Below are 15596 nucleotides of genomic sequence, written 5' to 3'. Positions count from 1 at the left end.
CGATCTATGGCTGCTGCGCGACGTCGTGAACGTCGCGCAGCAGCCATTCGTCGTCTGAGAGGGCGATGACGACGAGCTGCGATCTCTGATCCCCGGCGACGGCATCGACGCGCAGGACCGCGACCCCGCCGAAGTCGTCGAGAAGCACGATCGCGCGCTCGTCGGGCAACAGGTCGACGGGCCCGGGACCGAAGGAGACGGAAGGGTCCTGGACGACGGCGGCGAGGCATCCGTCGTCCTCCGCGCACGTCCGGCGCCGGTCCAGCAGGTCGCCGGTCACCGCCTCGAGATCGGCCGGCGGCGATCCGGCCGCGGCTGTCGGGGACGGCGCGGGCGTGCTGGCCGGCGTCGGGGCGCCCGCCGTCGGCGTGGCGGATCCCTCGGTGCCCGCACCGCTCGCCGAGGCGACCTCGGTCTCGCCCGACGGCCAGAGGAGCCCGATGCAGAGCACCGCTGCCGCCGCGGCTGCGCCGACGAGCCAGGGCGTGCGGGACGCCGTCCGCTGCGCGCGTGCGCGACGCCACAGCGCCGTAGTCGTCCGCGACACCAGATCGGCGATGTCGGCGTCGACATGGCGAGCGATCGCCTCCCAGATCGCCGGACGCGGACGCGCAGGAGAGGTTTCGTCGCCCCCGCGCCCGACGGCAACCGCATCGCGCGCCGGGCGCGCGCCTGGGAGGACCGTGAGGAGCGGCACGGGGTCGGCCAGCTCGAAGAGCCGGTGCTCGGCGCGCTCGATGTCGGCGGCGCTCGGACGCTCGGCCGTGATCGCCGCCATCGCATCCGCCCAGGCGTGCGGATCGGCCGAGGCCCGCGCGAGCTCGGCGAGCAGCTCGCCGGCGCTGTCGAGGAGCGATCGGTCCGAGGCATCCGTCGCCGCCAGCGGCCGGCCGTCCTCGGTGAGCCACCACTCTCCCGTCGCATCGGCGCTCCCGATCAGCTGAGCGCTTCCGCGGAGGACGCTGACACCGAGCGTCACCGCCTCGCCCGCCGCCAGCGGCGCCGTTCGGGCCCGGCGCGCAAGGAGGTCGCCGACCCGCTCGGCGCACACCGGCAGCGCCGCGTCATGTCCGTCCGCGCGCCGGACGAGGTCGAGCGGGGCCAGAACGTGGCCGTCGGGGGCGGCCTCCCACCCCTTCCAGTCCGGACCGAGAGCCGCCGTGTCGACGAGCACGTGCATCTCCCCCGTGGGCAGGCAGGCCAGCATCCCGGACCACGGGCCGTCCTGCGGCGCGCTCACGGGGCGGACCGGTCGATAGGGCGAACGGAGGCGGTCGTCGCGGGTCACTCGCCCAGGCTCCCCCTCCGACGGCGGCGCAGTCCGTGCGAGCGGCGCCGTCGTGGATGATCGCCCGGCGCGAACACCTGGGGAGGAGCCGGAGGAGGGCGGCTCGGAAAGGTAGGCTGGAGCCCATGGCCGCCCGCAGTTCCGCACCCGAGAAGCGCCCCGGGTTCTTCTCCCAGCTCCGCACCCTCTACACATTCACGCAGCAGGCATTCCCCTGGCTCCCGTGGATGCTCGTGGGGGTGCTCGTCCTCGGCATCGCCGCCGGTGTCGGCGTCGGCCTGCTGATCCCGCCGGTCGCCGTCTGGAGCGTCATCCTGTGGGGCGTCACCGGCCTCATGCTCGGCGTGCTCGGCGGCCTCATGACGATGACGCGGCTGTCAACGCACGCGATGTACAAGAAGATCGACGGGATGCCCGGAGCCGCCGGCCACGTGCTGTCGACGTCGCTCGGTCGCAAGTGGCAGGCGGCGGACATGCCGGTGGGCGTCAACCCCAAGACCCAGGAGGCCGTCTACCGAGCCGTTGGTCGCGGCGGCGTCGTCATCGTCGGCGAAGGCGCTCGCGGGCGTCTCACACGGCTCGTCAACGACGAACGCTCGAAGGTCCAGCGCGTCGCGTCCGGCGTGCCCGTCACGGTCCTCTACGTCGGCCACGGCGAAGGCGAGGTCCCGATCTCCAAGCTCGCGCCGACCATCAAGGCCCTGCCGAAGAAGGTGGACCGCGCCACCATGGCCGCCGTGATCAAGCGCATCGAGTCGGTCTCGCAGTCACTGTCGTCGATGCCGATCCCCAAGGGCATCGACCCGACGAAGGTCCGCGCTCCCCGCCCGCGCTGACGTTGTGCGCGGGCATCGCCCGCCGCACTCGCGCTAGGCCCGGAGGAGCACGGTTCCTGCCGCCTTGTCGTGCAGGCCGCGCTGGTCGGCGTCCCAGATCACGGCGGGGACGACGACGATCAGCAGCAGTGTGCGCACGACCGGGCGCCACAGGCCCGACCACGCGCCGTCGACGCGCACCAGGCGAAGGCCGAAGACGCGGTGCCCCGGGCTGCCCTGGAGCGTCGGGATGAAGACGATCTGGATCGCCGCGAAGATGGCCAGGATCGCGAGCGGGTCCCAGCCGAAGAATCCCGAGATCAGGTACGCCGCTCCGTAGTCCAGGAACAGTGCGCCGACGCGGCGTCCGAGCCGCCCGATCGATCCGCTGCCCTCTCGGGGAAGCCCGAGTCGTTCTCCGGGGTAGCTCTGCGCGCTCTGGGTCACCGTTCCAGCGTATCCAGGCGCTCGTAACATGCCGGAAACAATGGTGTCACTGCCGAGCAATCCCCTCCGGGTACCGTGCGAGACAAGCGCGTACGCGTGCGGCAGTTCCCGATGCCCTATCTCTGGAGCCTTCATGTTCAAAGATTCATCCGAGGTGCTCAAGTTCATCAAGGACGAGGACGTCAAGTTCCTCGACATCCGTTTCACGGACCTCCCTGGTGTGCAGCAGCACTTCAACATCCCGGCGTCGACCGTTGACGAGGAGTTCTTCACGGTCGGCCAGCTGTTCGACGGCTCCTCGATCCGCGGCTTCGCGAACATCCACGAGTCCGACATGCAGCTGATTCCGGATGTGTCGACGGCGTACCTCGACCCGTTCCGCGAGGCGAAGACGCTGATCATGGTCTTCGACATCTACAACCCGCGCAACGGCGAGATCTACTCGAAGGATCCCCGTCAGGTCGCCAAGAAGGCCGAGAAGTACCTCGTGTCGACCGGCATCGCCGACACGGCGTTCTTCGCCCCCGAGGCGGAGTTCTACATCTTCGATGACGTCCGCTACGAGGTGAAGCAGAACTCGAGCTTCTACTCGGTCGATTCGGAAGAGGGCGCCTGGAACACGGGTCGCGAAGAAGAGGGCGGCAACCTCGGAAACAAGACGCCGTACAAGGGTGGCTACTTCCCGGTCTCCCCCGTCGACAAGCAGGCCGACCTGCGCGATGACATCAGCCTCAAGCTGATCGACGCCGGTCTCATCCTCGAGCGCGCGCACCACGAGGTGGGCACGGGCGGTCAGGCCGAGATCAACTACCGCTTCGACACGATGGTCCACGCGGCGGACGACATCCTGAAGTTCAAGTACATCGTCAAGAACACCGCGGAGCAGTGGGGCAAGACGGCGACCTTCATGCCGAAGCCGCTGTTCGGTGACAACGGCTCGGGCATGCACACCCACCAGTCGCTGTGGAACGGCAGCGAGCCGCTCTTCTACGACGAGAAGGGCTACGGCGGACTGTCCGACCTCGCGCGCTGGTACATCGGCGGCATCCTGGCGCACGCCCCCTCGGTGCTGGCGTTCACGAACCCGACGCTGAACAGCTACCACCGCCTGGTCAAGGGCTACGAGGCGCCGGTGAACCTGGTGTACTCGGCCGGCAACCGCTCGGCGGCCATCCGCATCCCGATCACGGGCTCCAACCCCAAGGCGAAGCGCATCGAGTTCCGTGCGCCGGATGCCTCGGGCAACCCGTATCTCGCTTTCGCCGCCCAGCTCATGGCCGGCCTCGACGGCATCAAGAACCGCATCGAGCCGCACGAGCCGGTGGACAAGGACCTCTACGAGCTTCCGCCCGAGGAAGCGAAGAACATCCCGCAGGTGCCGAACTCGCTGCAGGACTCGCTCGACGCCCTCGCGGCCGACCACGAGTTCCTTCTGGCGGGCGGCGTGTTCACGCCCGAACTGATCGAGACGTGGATCGAATACAAGGTCGAGAACGAGATCAAGCCGCTCGCGGCCCGTCCGCACCCGTTCGAGTACGAGCTGTACTACGGCGTCTGAGCACGTTCCAGCACGGAGAAGGGCCCCGGGAGACCGGGGCCCTTCCTCGTTGCCGGTCGGGCGAGCGGATGCCGCGCCTGCCGCCGCTCACCCGTAGAAGAGCTTCTCGAACACCCGGCGGGCCCGTCGCGTCGTGCCGAGGTAGTCCTCCTCGACCTGCGTCGCCGAGCGCGGCGGATACTCGAGGAGCCGGCCGATGCCGTCGAGGCGTTTGCGGTCTGCGGGCAGCACGTCGCTCGTCTGTCCGGACAGCAGCGTGTTCGCCGACCGCAGGCGGCTCGCCAGACGCCACGCCTCGGTCAGGCGCTCTGCGGCGACGGCCGGCACGAGTCCGGCCTCGCGCGCGGCGCTCAGCGCACCGAGCGTCGAGGTCGTGCGCATGGCCGGAACGGCGTGCGCGTGCTCGAGCTGCAGGAGCTGGACCAGCCACTCGACGTCGCTCAGCGATCCCGGCCCGAGCTTGAGGTGCCGTGCGGGATCCACCCCCTGTGGCAGGCGTTCGCTCTCCACTCTGGCCTTGATGCGCCGGATCTCCCGAAGCCCCTGCTGATCGGCCGACTCGGGATACCGGACCTGGTCGGCGAGGTCCATGAACGCCCGGATGAGCTTGACGCTCCCGGCGACGCCGCGGGCGCGCAGCAGCGCTTGGGCCTCCCATGACAGCGACCACCGTCGGTAGTACTCGGCGTAGGCGTCGAGCGACCGGGCGATCGGTCCGTTGCGGCCCTCCGGGCGGAGATCGGCATCGAGATCGAGGGGCACCCGATGGTCTTCGGAGTGCGTGCGCAGCGCGGTGACGAGCTTCACCGCGAGTTCGTGCGCACGCTGCGGGTCGACGCCGTTGGGCCGGTACACGTACATGACGTCGGCGTCGGAGCCGAAGCCGAGCTCTCGTCCGCCGAAGCGTCCCATCGCGATGACCGAGAAGTCGAGGGCGTCGTCCTCCGGCGGCACGATGGTCGGCCGCACGGCACGAAGCGTCGCCTGGATCGTGACGTCGGTGATCGTGGTGAGGGCCGCGGCGACCTCCTCGATCGTGACCGTGCCGATGATCGCGGACATGGCCGTCCGCAGCAGCTCGCGGCGCCGGAGAGCCCGCACCGATCTCATCGCGTCCTCGACCGAGCCGTGTCTCGCCTGGATCGCGCGCGCCTCCTGCTGGAGCGCATGCCCCGATCGCGGGCGCAGAAGGTCGTCGTCGTCGAGCCACGCAGCCGACTCCGGGATCCACTCCATCAGCTCGCCGATGTAGCGAGAGCCCGACAGTACGCGGGTGAGGCTCTCCGCGGCCGCGGAGGAGTCGCGCAGCATCCGCAGGAACCAGGGTGTGTCCCCCAGGCGCTCGCTCAGGCGGCGGAAAGCGAGGAGACCGTAATCCGGATCGACGCCGTCCGCGAACCACCGGATCATCACAGGCATCAGGTGCCGTTGGATCGTCGCCTTCCGGCTCAGACCACTGGTGAGGGCAGCGATGTGGCGAAGGGCTCCGGCAGGATCGGCGAATCCGATCGCGGCGAGACGGTCGTGGGCCTGCGCGGTGGAGAGGACTCGCTCCTCCGCGGGCAGCGCCGCCACCGCCGAAAGGAGAGGGCGGTAGAAGAGGCGGACGTGGATGTCGCGCACTTCGCGCTTGACCGACTCCCAGAGCCCCCAGACGGCCTCCCCGGTCTCTGCGAGGCCGGTGGCACGGGCGAGCACCCGGAGATCCTCGGGGCGCGAGGGCATCAGATGGGTTCGGCGCAGATGACGCAGCTGCACGCGATGCTCGAGCAGGCGGAGCACCCGGTAGTCCCGGGAGAAGGCGGATGCCTCGGTGCGGCCGATGTACCCTTCCGAGACCAGCGCGTCCAGTGCCTCGAGGGTGCCGCGCTGCCGGATCTGATCGTCGGACAGCCCGTGGACCAGCTGCAGGAGCTGGACGGTGAACTCGATGTCGCGGATGCCACCGGGCCCGAGCTTGATCTGGAAGGGCACGTCCGCGGCGGGGATGTGCTCGGTCACCCGCTCCCGCATTCGCTGCACGCTGTCGACGAAGTTCTCGCGGGCGGCGCTGGTCCACACCTTGGGCTGCACGGCCGCGACATACGCCTCGCCCAGTCCCGGATCGCCCGCGACGGGGCGAGCCTTCAGCAGCGCCTGGAACTCCCAGCTCTTCGCCCAGCGGTCGTAGTACGCAAGGTGCGAGTCGAGCGTACGGACGAGCGCGCCCTGCTTGCCCTCCGGGCGCAGGTTGGCGTCCACCTCCCACAGCGGCGGTTCGACCTCGATGCTCGAGATCCCCCGCATCGTCTGCACGGCGAGCCGCGTGGCGATGTCGACGACGCGGCTCTCCCCCAGCTGCTCCGACACGCCGTCGTCGGCGCCCGCGACGAAGATCACGTCGACGTCGCTGACGTAATTGAGCTCGCGCGCTCCCGTCTTCCCCATTCCGATGATCGCCAGTTTCGCCTGCGCGACCTGCTCCCGGGGGAACAGGCCCGCTCCTGCCGCGCCGCCCGAGACCCGGGTGCGCGCGACGGCGAGGGATGCCTCGAGCGCGGCGCCCGCAGCATCCGCCAGCCGTGCGGCCACCGCGGGAACATGGTCGACGGGCGAAGCGCTCAGCAGGTCGAAAGCGGCGATGCGCGCCATCATCCGCCGGTAGCGGACGCGCAGCGCGACCCAGGCCGACTCTCCGCCGGCGTCGGCGAACCCGTCCACCGCGCCCACGGCATCGAGCAGCGAGGAGCGGAGCTCGTCGGATGCAGGCAGGGCGACCCCGGCGCCCGCGAGATGGGCCAGCTCGCCGGGATGTCTGAGGTAGAAGTCGGCGAAACCCGTCGACGCGCCGAGCAGCGCCCACAGCGCGCGCCATCCCTGTGCGTCGCCGTGGAGGGCACGAACCGCGTCGGCATCGCGGCGCACCACTCGTGCGAGTGCGCCGATGGCCTCGTCGGGATCGGCGGCGACCGCCGCGCCGGCCATCGCCGACTCCCGCGAGACGCCCGTGGCCTCCGCGAGTTCGTCGAGGAGCGCCTCAGCGTCGCTCAGGCGGCTGAAGCCGAGGCGCGCAAGATGCGTGAGGGAGCTGGACCGTTCGCTCGCGGACATGCGTCGCCAGTCGGCTCAGAGCATCTCGAGGTTGCTCTTGAGCTCGAACTGGGTGACCTGAGAGCGGTACTCCTGCCACTCGCGGCGCTTGTTGAGCAGCACGTAGTTGAAGACCTGCTCGCCGAGGGTCTCGGCGACCAGTTCGGACTCCTCCATGTACTCCAGCGCGTGGTCGAGGCTCGCGGGGAGCGGCGCGTAGCCGAGCGCACGCCGTTCGGCGTCCGTCAGCGACCACACGTTGTCTTCGGCCTCGGGGGGCAGCTCGTAGCCCTCTTCGATGCCCTTGAGGCCGGCGGCGAGCATCAGCGCGTAGGCGAGATACGGGTTCGCCGCCGAGTCGAGAGCGCGGTACTCCACGCGTGAGGACTGCCCCTTGCTCGGCTTGTAGAGCGGCACGCGCACGAGTGCCGAACGGTTGTTGTGACCCCAGCAGATGAAGCTCGGAGCCTCGTCGCCGCCCCACAGACGCTTGTAGGAGTTCACGAACTGGTTGGTCACGGCGGCGATCTCGTTCGCGTGACGAAGCAGTCCGGCGATGAACTGCCGGCCGACCTGGGAGAGCTGGTACTGCGCACCCTCCTCGTAGAACGCGTTCACGTCGCCCTCGAAGAGGGACATGTGCGTATGCATCCCGCTGCCCGGCTTGCCGCTGAGGGGCTTGGGCATGAACGTCGCGTAGACGCCCTGCTCGATCGCCACTTCCTTGATCACGGTGCGGAACGTCATGATGTTGTCGGCCGTCGCGAGGGCGTCGGCGTAACGCAGGTCGATCTCGTTCTGGCCCGGACCACCCTCGTGGTGGCTGAACTCGACCGAGATCCCGAGGTCTTCGAGCATGCGCACCGAACGACGACGGAAGTCGTGCGCCGTGCCACCGGGAACGTTGTCGAAGTACCCGGCGGAGTCCACCGGCTCGGGTCCGTCCGCCCCGAAGGAGGACGACTTGAGGAGGTAGAACTCGATCTCGGGGTGCGTGTAGAACGTGAAGCCGGCATCGGCGGCCTTTGCGAGCGTGCGCTTGAGGACGTGTCGGGGGTCGGCCACCGCGGGCTGTCCGTCGGGCGTCGTGATGTCGCAGAACATGCGCGCGGTCGGATCGATCTCTCCGCGCCACGGAAGGATCTGGAACGTCGTGGGGTCGGGGTGTGCGAGCAGGTCGGACTCGTATGACCTGGTGAGGCCCTCGATCGCCGAGCCGTCGAAGCCCAGGCCTTCACTGAACGCCCCTTCGACCTCGGCTGGGGCGATCGCCACCGACTTGAGCGTGCCGATGACGTCGGTGAACCACAACCGGACGAACTTCACGCCCCGTTCCTCGATCGTCCTCAGAACGAAGTCACGCTGCTTGTCCATCGCATCCTCTCCGGGTGCCCGATGCGGCCGTAGCCAGACTACTGGTCGTCGCCGGACTCACCGGACGTTGCGCCACCGCCCCACGAGTCGTCGCGGGCTTCGTCCTCGGCCCAGGCACGCGATCGCTGGCGCATGATCTCAGGCGCCTTGGCGGCTTCCTCCGGTGTCTCGAAGGGCCCGGCGCGATCGACCGAGGGCGACTCGAAGCCCTTCTCGACCTCGCCCGTCTTGAGGTTGTACCAGTACTTCTCGCTGTCGCTCGTCACGGTGCGCTCCTCGGAGTCCGATCGGCCGGCGGTGGCCCTGGCTCGATCCTACTGACCGCCGACTCCCGCTTGCGCTCGCGTGGCTGGATAGGCTGAGCGCATGGCATCTCAGGCGACACGCGCCGTCGGCGTGGACATCGGCGGCACCGGGATCAAGGCGGGACTCGTCGATCTCGAACATGGCCGGCTCCTGAGCGATCGCATCAAGGTCGCCACCCCGGCCGGCGCCGAGCCGAAGGATGTGCTGACGGCTGTCACGGAGGTCCTCCAGACCCTGGGCGTCACCGGTGAGGCGATTCCCCTCGGCGTCGCCTTCCCCGCGATCGTCAAGAACGGGCGGACGCTCTCGGCGGCGAACGTGTCCGACGAGTGGATCGGGTTCGAGGCCGAGAAGTTCTTCGAGGACGGGCTGGGACGCGACATCCACTTCGCCAACGACGCGGACGTCGCCGGCATCGCGGAGGTGCGCTACGGCGCGGCGAAGGGCCAGGCCGGCCTCACGATCCTCACGACTCTCGGCACGGGCATCGGCTCCGCGCTGCTCTACAACGGCGTGCTCGTCCCGAACTCGGAGCTGGGTCACGTCCAGCGGGCGAACCACGCGAGGGACGCCGAGGCGTACGCGGCCTACTCGGCGATGGAGCGCGAACAGCTCAGCTGGGAGCAGTGGGCCGAGCGCCTCCAGTGGTACTACAGCCACATCGAGTTCCTCTTCAGCCCCGACCTGTTCGTGGTGGGAGGCGGCGTCTCGAAGCACTCGGACCAGTTCCTGCATCTGCTCGAGATCAACACCCCCATCGTGCCGGCGGTGCACCGCAACAACGCAGGGATCATCGGGGCCGCAGCGCTGTCGCTCAGCTGAGAGCGCGCTCGACTGACGAGAGGGCGAATGGGCCGGCCTGTACGCCGGGTTCTGTCCGGGGGCCGAAGCCCCGTGGACGGTCATCTCTCTCGGCGACACGTTGCCGTGCCGCTCCAGCGGCCTACCCGAGGACTCGGCGAGCCGCGTCAGCATCCTCTGTCTGGCCTTGCTCCGGGCGAGGTTTACCGTGCGGGTCGTGTCACCACGACCCCGGTGGTCTCTTACACCACCCTTTCACCCTTACCGGGACCGGGGTCCCGGCGGTCTGCTCTCTGTGGCACTGTCTCGCGGATCACTCCGGGTGGGTGTTACCCACCGCCCTGCCCTGTGGAGCCCGGACGTTCCTCGGCGCGCCACGGCGAACCGTGCGCGACGCGACCGCCCAGCCGACCCATTCGCATGTCCGATTCTACGCTTCGTGTCGGGCCACGCCCGCCGAGGAAGAACCTCAATCTGTCGACTGACGGCGGAATCGATGTATCATGAGCACGTCTGGAGACTCCACTGGGGAGAGGCTCCAACGAAAAGCCCTCTGGGGAGGCTGATCGGTATGCGCAAGATCGTGCTGTCCGCGTTCGCGATTGCAGCGGCGCTCATTCTTCTGCCGACGGCGGCGAACGCCGTCACGCCGGGAGTCCAAGGAGGTGTGCTGACGAGTGAAGACGACGACGGCTACACCCCGACGCAGCACCAGGCGCCGACCCTCGGTGGGTCGACGGCCGTCGGTGAATGCGATCGAGACGTCCCGTGGATCCTCTACGCCGTGACTCTCACCGACCCCGACAATCAGGCGACCAGCCACACGGCGCGACTGGTCTTGACCGACGGCGTCAACTCGACGACCCTCGAGCTCGGCGAACTCGTCGACGGCGAACTCAGCGGGCGCGTTCTCTGGCCCGGTGCTTCGGTCGACGATGAGGGCAACGCGACCGGCTGGCCCGGATGGGCGTACGTGGACGGACAGTGGGTCGAGATCGACGGCAACTTCGGTTGGACCCGCGGCGACATCACCGCGACGATCGAAGTCAACCCCGAGGTCGGCGTGCCGCTGTCCTACCCGCCCGCGACCCCCCAGTGCGACACTTCGCCGGAGAACTCGGTCGTCGCGGGTCTTCTGCCCGCGACCGGTCTCGGGCAGTCTCTCCTTCCGATCGGCATCGTCGGCGGTGCTCTCGCCTTCGGTGGAATCATCCTGCTCGCCGTGCGTCGGCGCCATCGCGCGAAGGGATAGTGGTGTCGAGCAGCCCTGACGCCGAACGGAGCGGACTCTCAAGGCGCAAGGTGCTGCTCGTCGTCGGGGCGATCGTGCTCCTGCTGGTCGCCGCGGCAGCATGGGTCGGCGTGCGCGCCCTTCTGGTCAAGGACCAGTTGGAAGCCATCGTGCCGATCGCAGCCGAGCTGCAGGCGGCTGCCGACGCACGTGACATCGACAGAATCACGGCAGCCCTCACCGACCTCGATGCCCACGCGGAGCAGGCGGACTCGTTGTCCGGGGATCCGCTCTGGCGGGTTGCCGAGTTCACACCGTGGCTGGGATCGAACCTCGCCGCCGCGAGAGTGGTGTCCTCCGGGGTGCACGGCGTCAGCGACGCCGCCCTCCCGCTGATGGCAGCGATCAGGACGGCGATCGAGCAGCCTCATGAATCGGCGGGGCTGGATGTCGACGCACTCAACGGAATCGCGGAGCCGCTCCAGCAGACGTCCCTCGCTCTCAATGAGGCGCAGACGGAGTTGGCGCGAATCGATCCTGGAGTTCTGGTCGGACCCCTTGCCTCGGGTGTGGAGCGCCTCGCCGACGTCACGGCGCAGGGAGCACCGGTGCTCTCTTCGCTGGCGTCTGCGTCGCAGCTGCTTCCGTCGATGCTCGGCCGCGAGGGCGAGCGGCACGTGCTGGTCATGCTCCAGAACAGCGCCGAACTTCGCACCGGCGGTGGCATCACGGGATCCTTCGTGCTGCTCCGCGCAGACAACGGTGCCGTCGAGATCGTCGACCAGGCCGACGGCGGATCGTTCCCCGCCCAGGTGGAGCCGATTGCTCCCGTGCCGGCGTCGACGGTCGAACTGTACGGTGAGCGTGTCGGTCGCTTCGTGCAGAACACTTCGATGCCGACGGAGTTCGGAGCGACCGCAGAACTGGCGAACGCGTGGTGGGCCACCCGGTCGGACATCGTCCCCGATGCCGTCCTGTCCGTCGACATACCGGCAGTCCGCGCGATGCTCTCGGCGTCCGAGCCGGTCATGTTGAGCGACGGCAGCGAGCTCACAGCCGACAATGTCATCCAGCGGGTGCTGATCGACCCTTACCTGTCGCTCGACGTCGAAGAGCAGACGGCGTATCAGCGCGAGCTGACCGGCTCGCTGATATCCGGTCTGTTCTCGCAGAGGATCGACTTCTTCAGTTGGGCCGGGGCGCTGGCAGAACCGATCGAGCAGGGCCGCATCTCGCTCTGGAGCTCTCACCCCGATGAACAGGAACTCATCGACGCCGGCCCCCTCGCCGGTCCCGCGGCGCGCCACGTCGCTGCAGGATCAGATTCCTTTGCGGTGTATCTCAACGATGCCACGTCGGGCAAGATGAGCAGCTTCCTCGGTGTGACGCTGGCAGCGGGGAGTGTGGAGTGCCGCCCCGATGGCAGGAGCGACGTGGTCGTCGGCGTGGCCCTGACCAACAACGCGCCGGCGAATGCCGGGGAAGTGTTCCCCTGGTGGCTCACCGGCGGCGGACTCGAGGGGGTGACTCCCGGCAACATCGCCATGAATGTGACGGTTGCGGCGCCCCCCGGCTCGTTCTACGGCGGCGCGCTGGTCGACGGTGTGCGGACGACCACCACGGATGTCGAGGACGAAGGGTTCCCCTCCAGCGCGGCGGTCACGACCGTCGCGCCCGGGCAGACCAGCGTCCTCGAGTTCAGATTCGTGATGGACACCGACCGCGAGGTCGTCCCGCGTCTCCTGCACACCCCCCTCATCGGCGTCCCGGAGACTGCCACCCTCGATGCTTCCTGCGACTGAGCCTCACTCCTTCAGGGCGGTGTCGGCGATGTGGACGTCGAGCGCGAAGTCGAGCGGGAAGTCGCCGAACAGCAGGCGCCCCGCGGTGGCCGCGGCATCCGTCACCGCGCGCGCCGCGATCTCGGCCTGTTCGGCCGGAGCATGCACGATGACCTCGTCGTGCAGGAAGAAGGCGAGATGCGCCCGGCGTCCGAATACCGGCCCCGATCGCCGTGCGGCGCCGGTATCGGGCACTGGGGGCAGCGCCTGCAGCCGGGCGCGAAGGTCGGCCATCCACACCAGCGCCCACTCTGCAGCGGTTCCCTGCACCACGAAGTTGCGGGTGAAGCGACCGCGGTCGCGGGCCCAGCGGCGGGCGCGGGTCTCCTCGGCTCCGGATGCCTCGGCCTCGGTCGCCCGCGACTGCGCGACCGTCCACGCCTCCGAAGGCGGGGGTGACGTGCGTCCGAGCCAGGTCGAGACGACGCCGCCGTCCTCGCCCGTGCGCGCAGCCTCGTCGACGAGACCCATCGCGCGGGGGTAGATCCGCCGCAGTCGCGGAACCAGACGACCGGACTCGCCCGTCGTCGCGCCGTACATCGCGCCGAGGAGTGCGATCTTCGCCTCCTGTCTCGTGGCCACCGCGCCGCTGTCGACGATCCCGGCGTAGAGGTCGCGTCCCCGCGCGGCATCCGCGAGGGCGGCGTCGCTGGACATCGCGGCCAGCACTCGAGGCTCGAGCTGGGCGACGTCGGCGACCACGAGCTTCCAGCCCGGGTCCGCCCTCACGGCTTCACGGAGCTGCCGCGGGAGCTGCAGGGCTCCCCCGCCGGACGATGCCCAGCGCCCCGTCACGACCCCGCCGGGAACGAACACGGGGCGGAACCGCCCGTCGTCCACCCACTCGTCCAGCCAGGCCCATCCGTTCGCCGACAGCAGCCGGGCCAGCTTCTTGTATTCGAGGAGCGGCTCGATCGCCGGATGCTTCTGCTCCGCGAGCTCCCAGCGACTGGTCGACTCGACCAGCACGCCGACGCGGTGCAGCGAACGCAGCAGCTTGGGCTGCGAATCGAGGCTCGCGGCCGGATCTCCCAGGGCATCACGTACGCGTGAAGCGGCTGCGGCGAGCTTCGCCGGCTGTCCGCCGCCGGGCGGACGCTCCCCCAGCGTCTCGACGAGGATCCGGTCGTGCTCCGACGCGTCCCACGGCAGACCGGCCGCTCGGAGCTCTTCGGCGATGAGGGCGCCCGCCGACTCCGCGGCGGTGAGCAGACGGAGCCGGGACGGGTCGGACGAACCCGCCACGGCGGCGCGCTGTCGAGAGAACTCGGCGAGAACCTCTTCGATGTCGTGAGGCGGGCCCGTGGGTGTGTCCGGACCGTCGAAGTCGAAGAGCGTCGGCGCGACCGCGGGAGCCTCGACATGAGGGGCGGCATCCCATCCGCGCGATTCCCGCACCGCTGCGCCGGAGTCGACCAGCTCGGACGCGCGGAGGATCGCATGGCAGAGCCGCAGATCGTGACAGCGCGCGATGCGGACGCCGGCCGCGAGGAGCGGTGGGTACCACTGCGGCGCGTCGTTCCACACCCAGCGCGGAGCGGCGGATGCCTCGTGCCCTGCCGCCCAGTCCGGCAGCGCGGGACGCGCCATCTCGTGCCGATCGACCTCCGACCCGGCATCGTCCAGGAGGACGGCGACGACCCCGTCGTCCGTCCGGCCGAGGACGATCCAGGCCGGCGGGTCAGGCAGGTCCGCTGTCGAGGTCACGGCGGAAGCTCTCTCTGCGGTCCATCGACTCGTTGGCTGCGGCATCCGCTCTGCTGTTGGACAGCCGCGGGACCCACTCGAACGCGACATCGCGTCCGCCGATCAGCGTCCTCGCCCGACGCGCGAGCGCCTGCATGTCGGGATGCGAGACCTTCCACCGCCCGGACATCTGCTCGACGACGAGCTTCGAGTCCATCCGGACCAGCACCGCCGCGTCGGGGTGGCGCTCGAACGCGACCTCGAGTCCGGCGATCATGCCGGCGTACTCGGCGACGTTGTTCGTGGCGATTCCCATGTAGACGCCGACTTCGCTCAGCACGGTGTCGGACTCGGGGTCGATGACCACCGCTCCGCCCGCGGCGACTCCCGGATTCCCGCGCGAGCCTCCGTCGGCCTCGACGACGAGGCGTCGGGTCATAGCCCGGATTCGTCGGTGCGCACCAGGATCGCTCCGCATTCGGGGCAGGTCACCACGGCATCCTCGGCTGCCTGGCGCAGCGCGTTCAGGTCCGTCCCCGACAGGACCATCCGGCAGCCCTCGCACGTGCGGGCGCGAAGCAGCGCCGCCCCCGCGCTCCGCGCCGCGAGCTTGTCGTAGAGGGCGAGCAGATCGGCCGGCACCGTGCCGGCGACGGCGGCGCGGTCACGGGATGCCGCATCGAACGCCGCCGTCTGCTCGGCGACGACCCGCTTGGCCTCGGCGCTCAGCTCGGCGCCCTGCGCGTTGGTCTCGGCGATCAGCGCCTCCTGCTCGGCGACGGCGGCATCGGCCTGCTCGAGGCGCTCCATGACCTCGAGCTCGGCATCCTCCAGGTCGCTCTTGCGGCGGTTGAGCGAGGCGATCTCGCTCTCGAGGCCTTGGGCCTCCTTGGAGTTGCTCGACGACGCGAGTCGCTCGGCGTCGCGCGCGCTGCGGGCATCAACCACCGCCACGTCGGACTCGATGCGCGACAGCTCGATGCGCAGGTCGTCGCGGGCGCCCAGGCGTGTCGTCAGCTCCTGCGACAGCGCCTGGCGGTGGGTGAGCAGCTCCTGCACCCTCGCCGCCTGCGGCGGATTCTTGCGGGCATGGTCGGCCTTGCGGATACGGGCATCGAGCTCGGCGACCTCGACGAGGCGGCGCTGGTCGGCGGGGCTGGCGTTCACGCCTCCAACCTAC

13 protein-coding genes and 1 other RNA gene are annotated in these 15596 nt (G+C 69.6%); 5 read left to right on the top strand and 9 right to left on the bottom strand.

The window, feature by feature from the left end; all coding sequences use genetic code 11:
* Positions 1-4: 4 nt before the first annotated feature.
* Positions 5-1288: a serine/threonine-protein kinase gene (locus EER34_RS11580; protein WP_127474980.1), complete on the bottom strand. Its 1284-nt coding sequence runs from the start codon at positions 1286-1288 to the stop codon at positions 5-7.
* Positions 1289-1413: 125 nt separating this feature from the next.
* Here EER34_RS11580 and EER34_RS11575 point away from each other — a divergent pair, with 125 nt between their 5' ends.
* Positions 1414-2124: a DUF4191 family protein gene (locus EER34_RS11575; RefSeq protein WP_127474978.1), complete on the top strand. Its 711-nt coding sequence runs from the start codon at positions 1414-1416 to the stop codon at positions 2122-2124.
* Positions 2125-2157: 33 nt separating this feature from the next.
* Here the strand turns inward: EER34_RS11575 and EER34_RS11570 are convergent, their stop codons facing one another.
* Complete coding sequence (locus EER34_RS11570) at positions 2158-2550, bottom strand: RDD family protein (RefSeq protein WP_240642299.1); 393 nt, start codon at positions 2548-2550, stop codon at positions 2158-2160.
* Positions 2551-2683: 133 nt separating this feature from the next.
* Between EER34_RS11570 and glnA (EER34_RS11565) the strand changes: the two genes are divergently transcribed.
* A complete protein-coding gene (gene glnA, locus EER34_RS11565) occupies positions 2684-4108 on the top strand; it encodes a type I glutamate--ammonia ligase (RefSeq protein WP_127474974.1) in 1425 nt (474 codons plus the stop codon).
* Positions 4109-4195: 87 nt separating this feature from the next.
* On the opposite strand, the gene EER34_RS11560 is transcribed toward glnA (EER34_RS11565), so the two are convergent.
* The 3 genes from EER34_RS11560 to EER34_RS11550 are packed head-to-tail and all read right to left on the bottom strand — an operon-like array spanning position 4196 to position 8817.
* Complete coding sequence (locus EER34_RS11560; protein WP_127474972.1) at positions 4196-7198, bottom strand: bifunctional [glutamine synthetase] adenylyltransferase/[glutamine synthetase]-adenylyl-L-tyrosine phosphorylase; 3003 nt, start codon at positions 7196-7198, stop codon at positions 4196-4198.
* A gap of 15 nt (positions 7199-7213) precedes the next feature.
* On the bottom strand, positions 7214-8551 hold the full coding sequence (gene glnA, locus EER34_RS11555) for a type I glutamate--ammonia ligase (protein ID WP_055964711.1): 1338 nt from the start codon (positions 8549-8551) through the stop codon (positions 7214-7216).
* 38 nt (positions 8552-8589) lie between these two features.
* Entirely contained in the window at positions 8590-8817 is a 228-nt protein-coding gene (locus EER34_RS11550; RefSeq protein WP_127474970.1) for an SPOR domain-containing protein, read from the bottom strand.
* A gap of 100 nt (positions 8818-8917) precedes the next feature.
* Between EER34_RS11550 and ppgK the strand changes: the two genes are divergently transcribed.
* Entirely contained in the window at positions 8918-9679 is a 762-nt protein-coding gene (ppgK, locus tag EER34_RS11545; protein WP_127474968.1) for a polyphosphate--glucose phosphotransferase, read from the top strand.
* A gap of 24 nt (positions 9680-9703) precedes the next feature.
* Here ppgK and rnpB read toward each other — a convergent pair.
* Positions 9704-10073: RNase P RNA component class A (gene rnpB / locus EER34_RS11540), an RNA gene on the bottom strand.
* A 156-nt stretch (positions 10074-10229) separates the two neighbouring features.
* On the opposite strand from rnpB, the gene EER34_RS11535 reads away from it, so the two are divergent.
* Positions 10230-10910, top strand: a complete 681-nt coding sequence (locus tag EER34_RS11535; RefSeq protein ID WP_164743544.1) for an LPXTG cell wall anchor domain-containing protein — start codon at positions 10230-10232, stop codon at positions 10908-10910.
* Between the two features lie 2 nt (positions 10911-10912).
* Positions 10913-12691: a DUF4012 domain-containing protein gene (locus EER34_RS11530; protein WP_127474964.1), complete on the top strand. Its 1779-nt coding sequence runs from the start codon at positions 10913-10915 to the stop codon at positions 12689-12691.
* 3 nt (positions 12692-12694) lie between these two features.
* Here the strand turns inward: EER34_RS11530 and EER34_RS11525 are convergent, their stop codons facing one another.
* From EER34_RS11525 to EER34_RS11515, 3 genes are read right to left on the bottom strand one after another with little or no spacing between them, the layout of a single operon-like run.
* Positions 12695-14437, bottom strand: a complete 1743-nt coding sequence (locus EER34_RS11525) for a bifunctional 3'-5' exonuclease/DNA polymerase (RefSeq protein ID WP_240642298.1) — start codon at positions 14435-14437, stop codon at positions 12695-12697.
* Positions 14412-14855, bottom strand: a complete 444-nt coding sequence (locus EER34_RS11520; protein WP_127474959.1) for a reverse transcriptase-like protein — start codon at positions 14853-14855, stop codon at positions 14412-14414. Before EER34_RS11520 ends, EER34_RS11525 begins: the two co-directional genes overlap by 26 nt.
* The gene (locus EER34_RS11515; RefSeq protein WP_127474957.1) at positions 14852-15583 is read right to left on the bottom strand and encodes a zinc ribbon domain-containing protein; all 732 of its coding nucleotides are present in this window, start codon (positions 15581-15583) and stop codon (positions 14852-14854) included. Before EER34_RS11515 ends, EER34_RS11520 begins: the two co-directional genes overlap by 4 nt.
* Positions 15584-15596: the final 13 nt, after the last annotated feature.

It is taken from the genome of Microbacterium sulfonylureivorans (genome assembly GCF_003999995.1).
GTDB lineage: Bacteria > Actinomycetota > Actinomycetes > Actinomycetales > Microbacteriaceae > Microbacterium > Microbacterium sulfonylureivorans.
The sequence above is the reverse complement of the archived record's forward strand: the minus strand, read 5'-3'. Positions and strand labels throughout refer to the sequence as shown.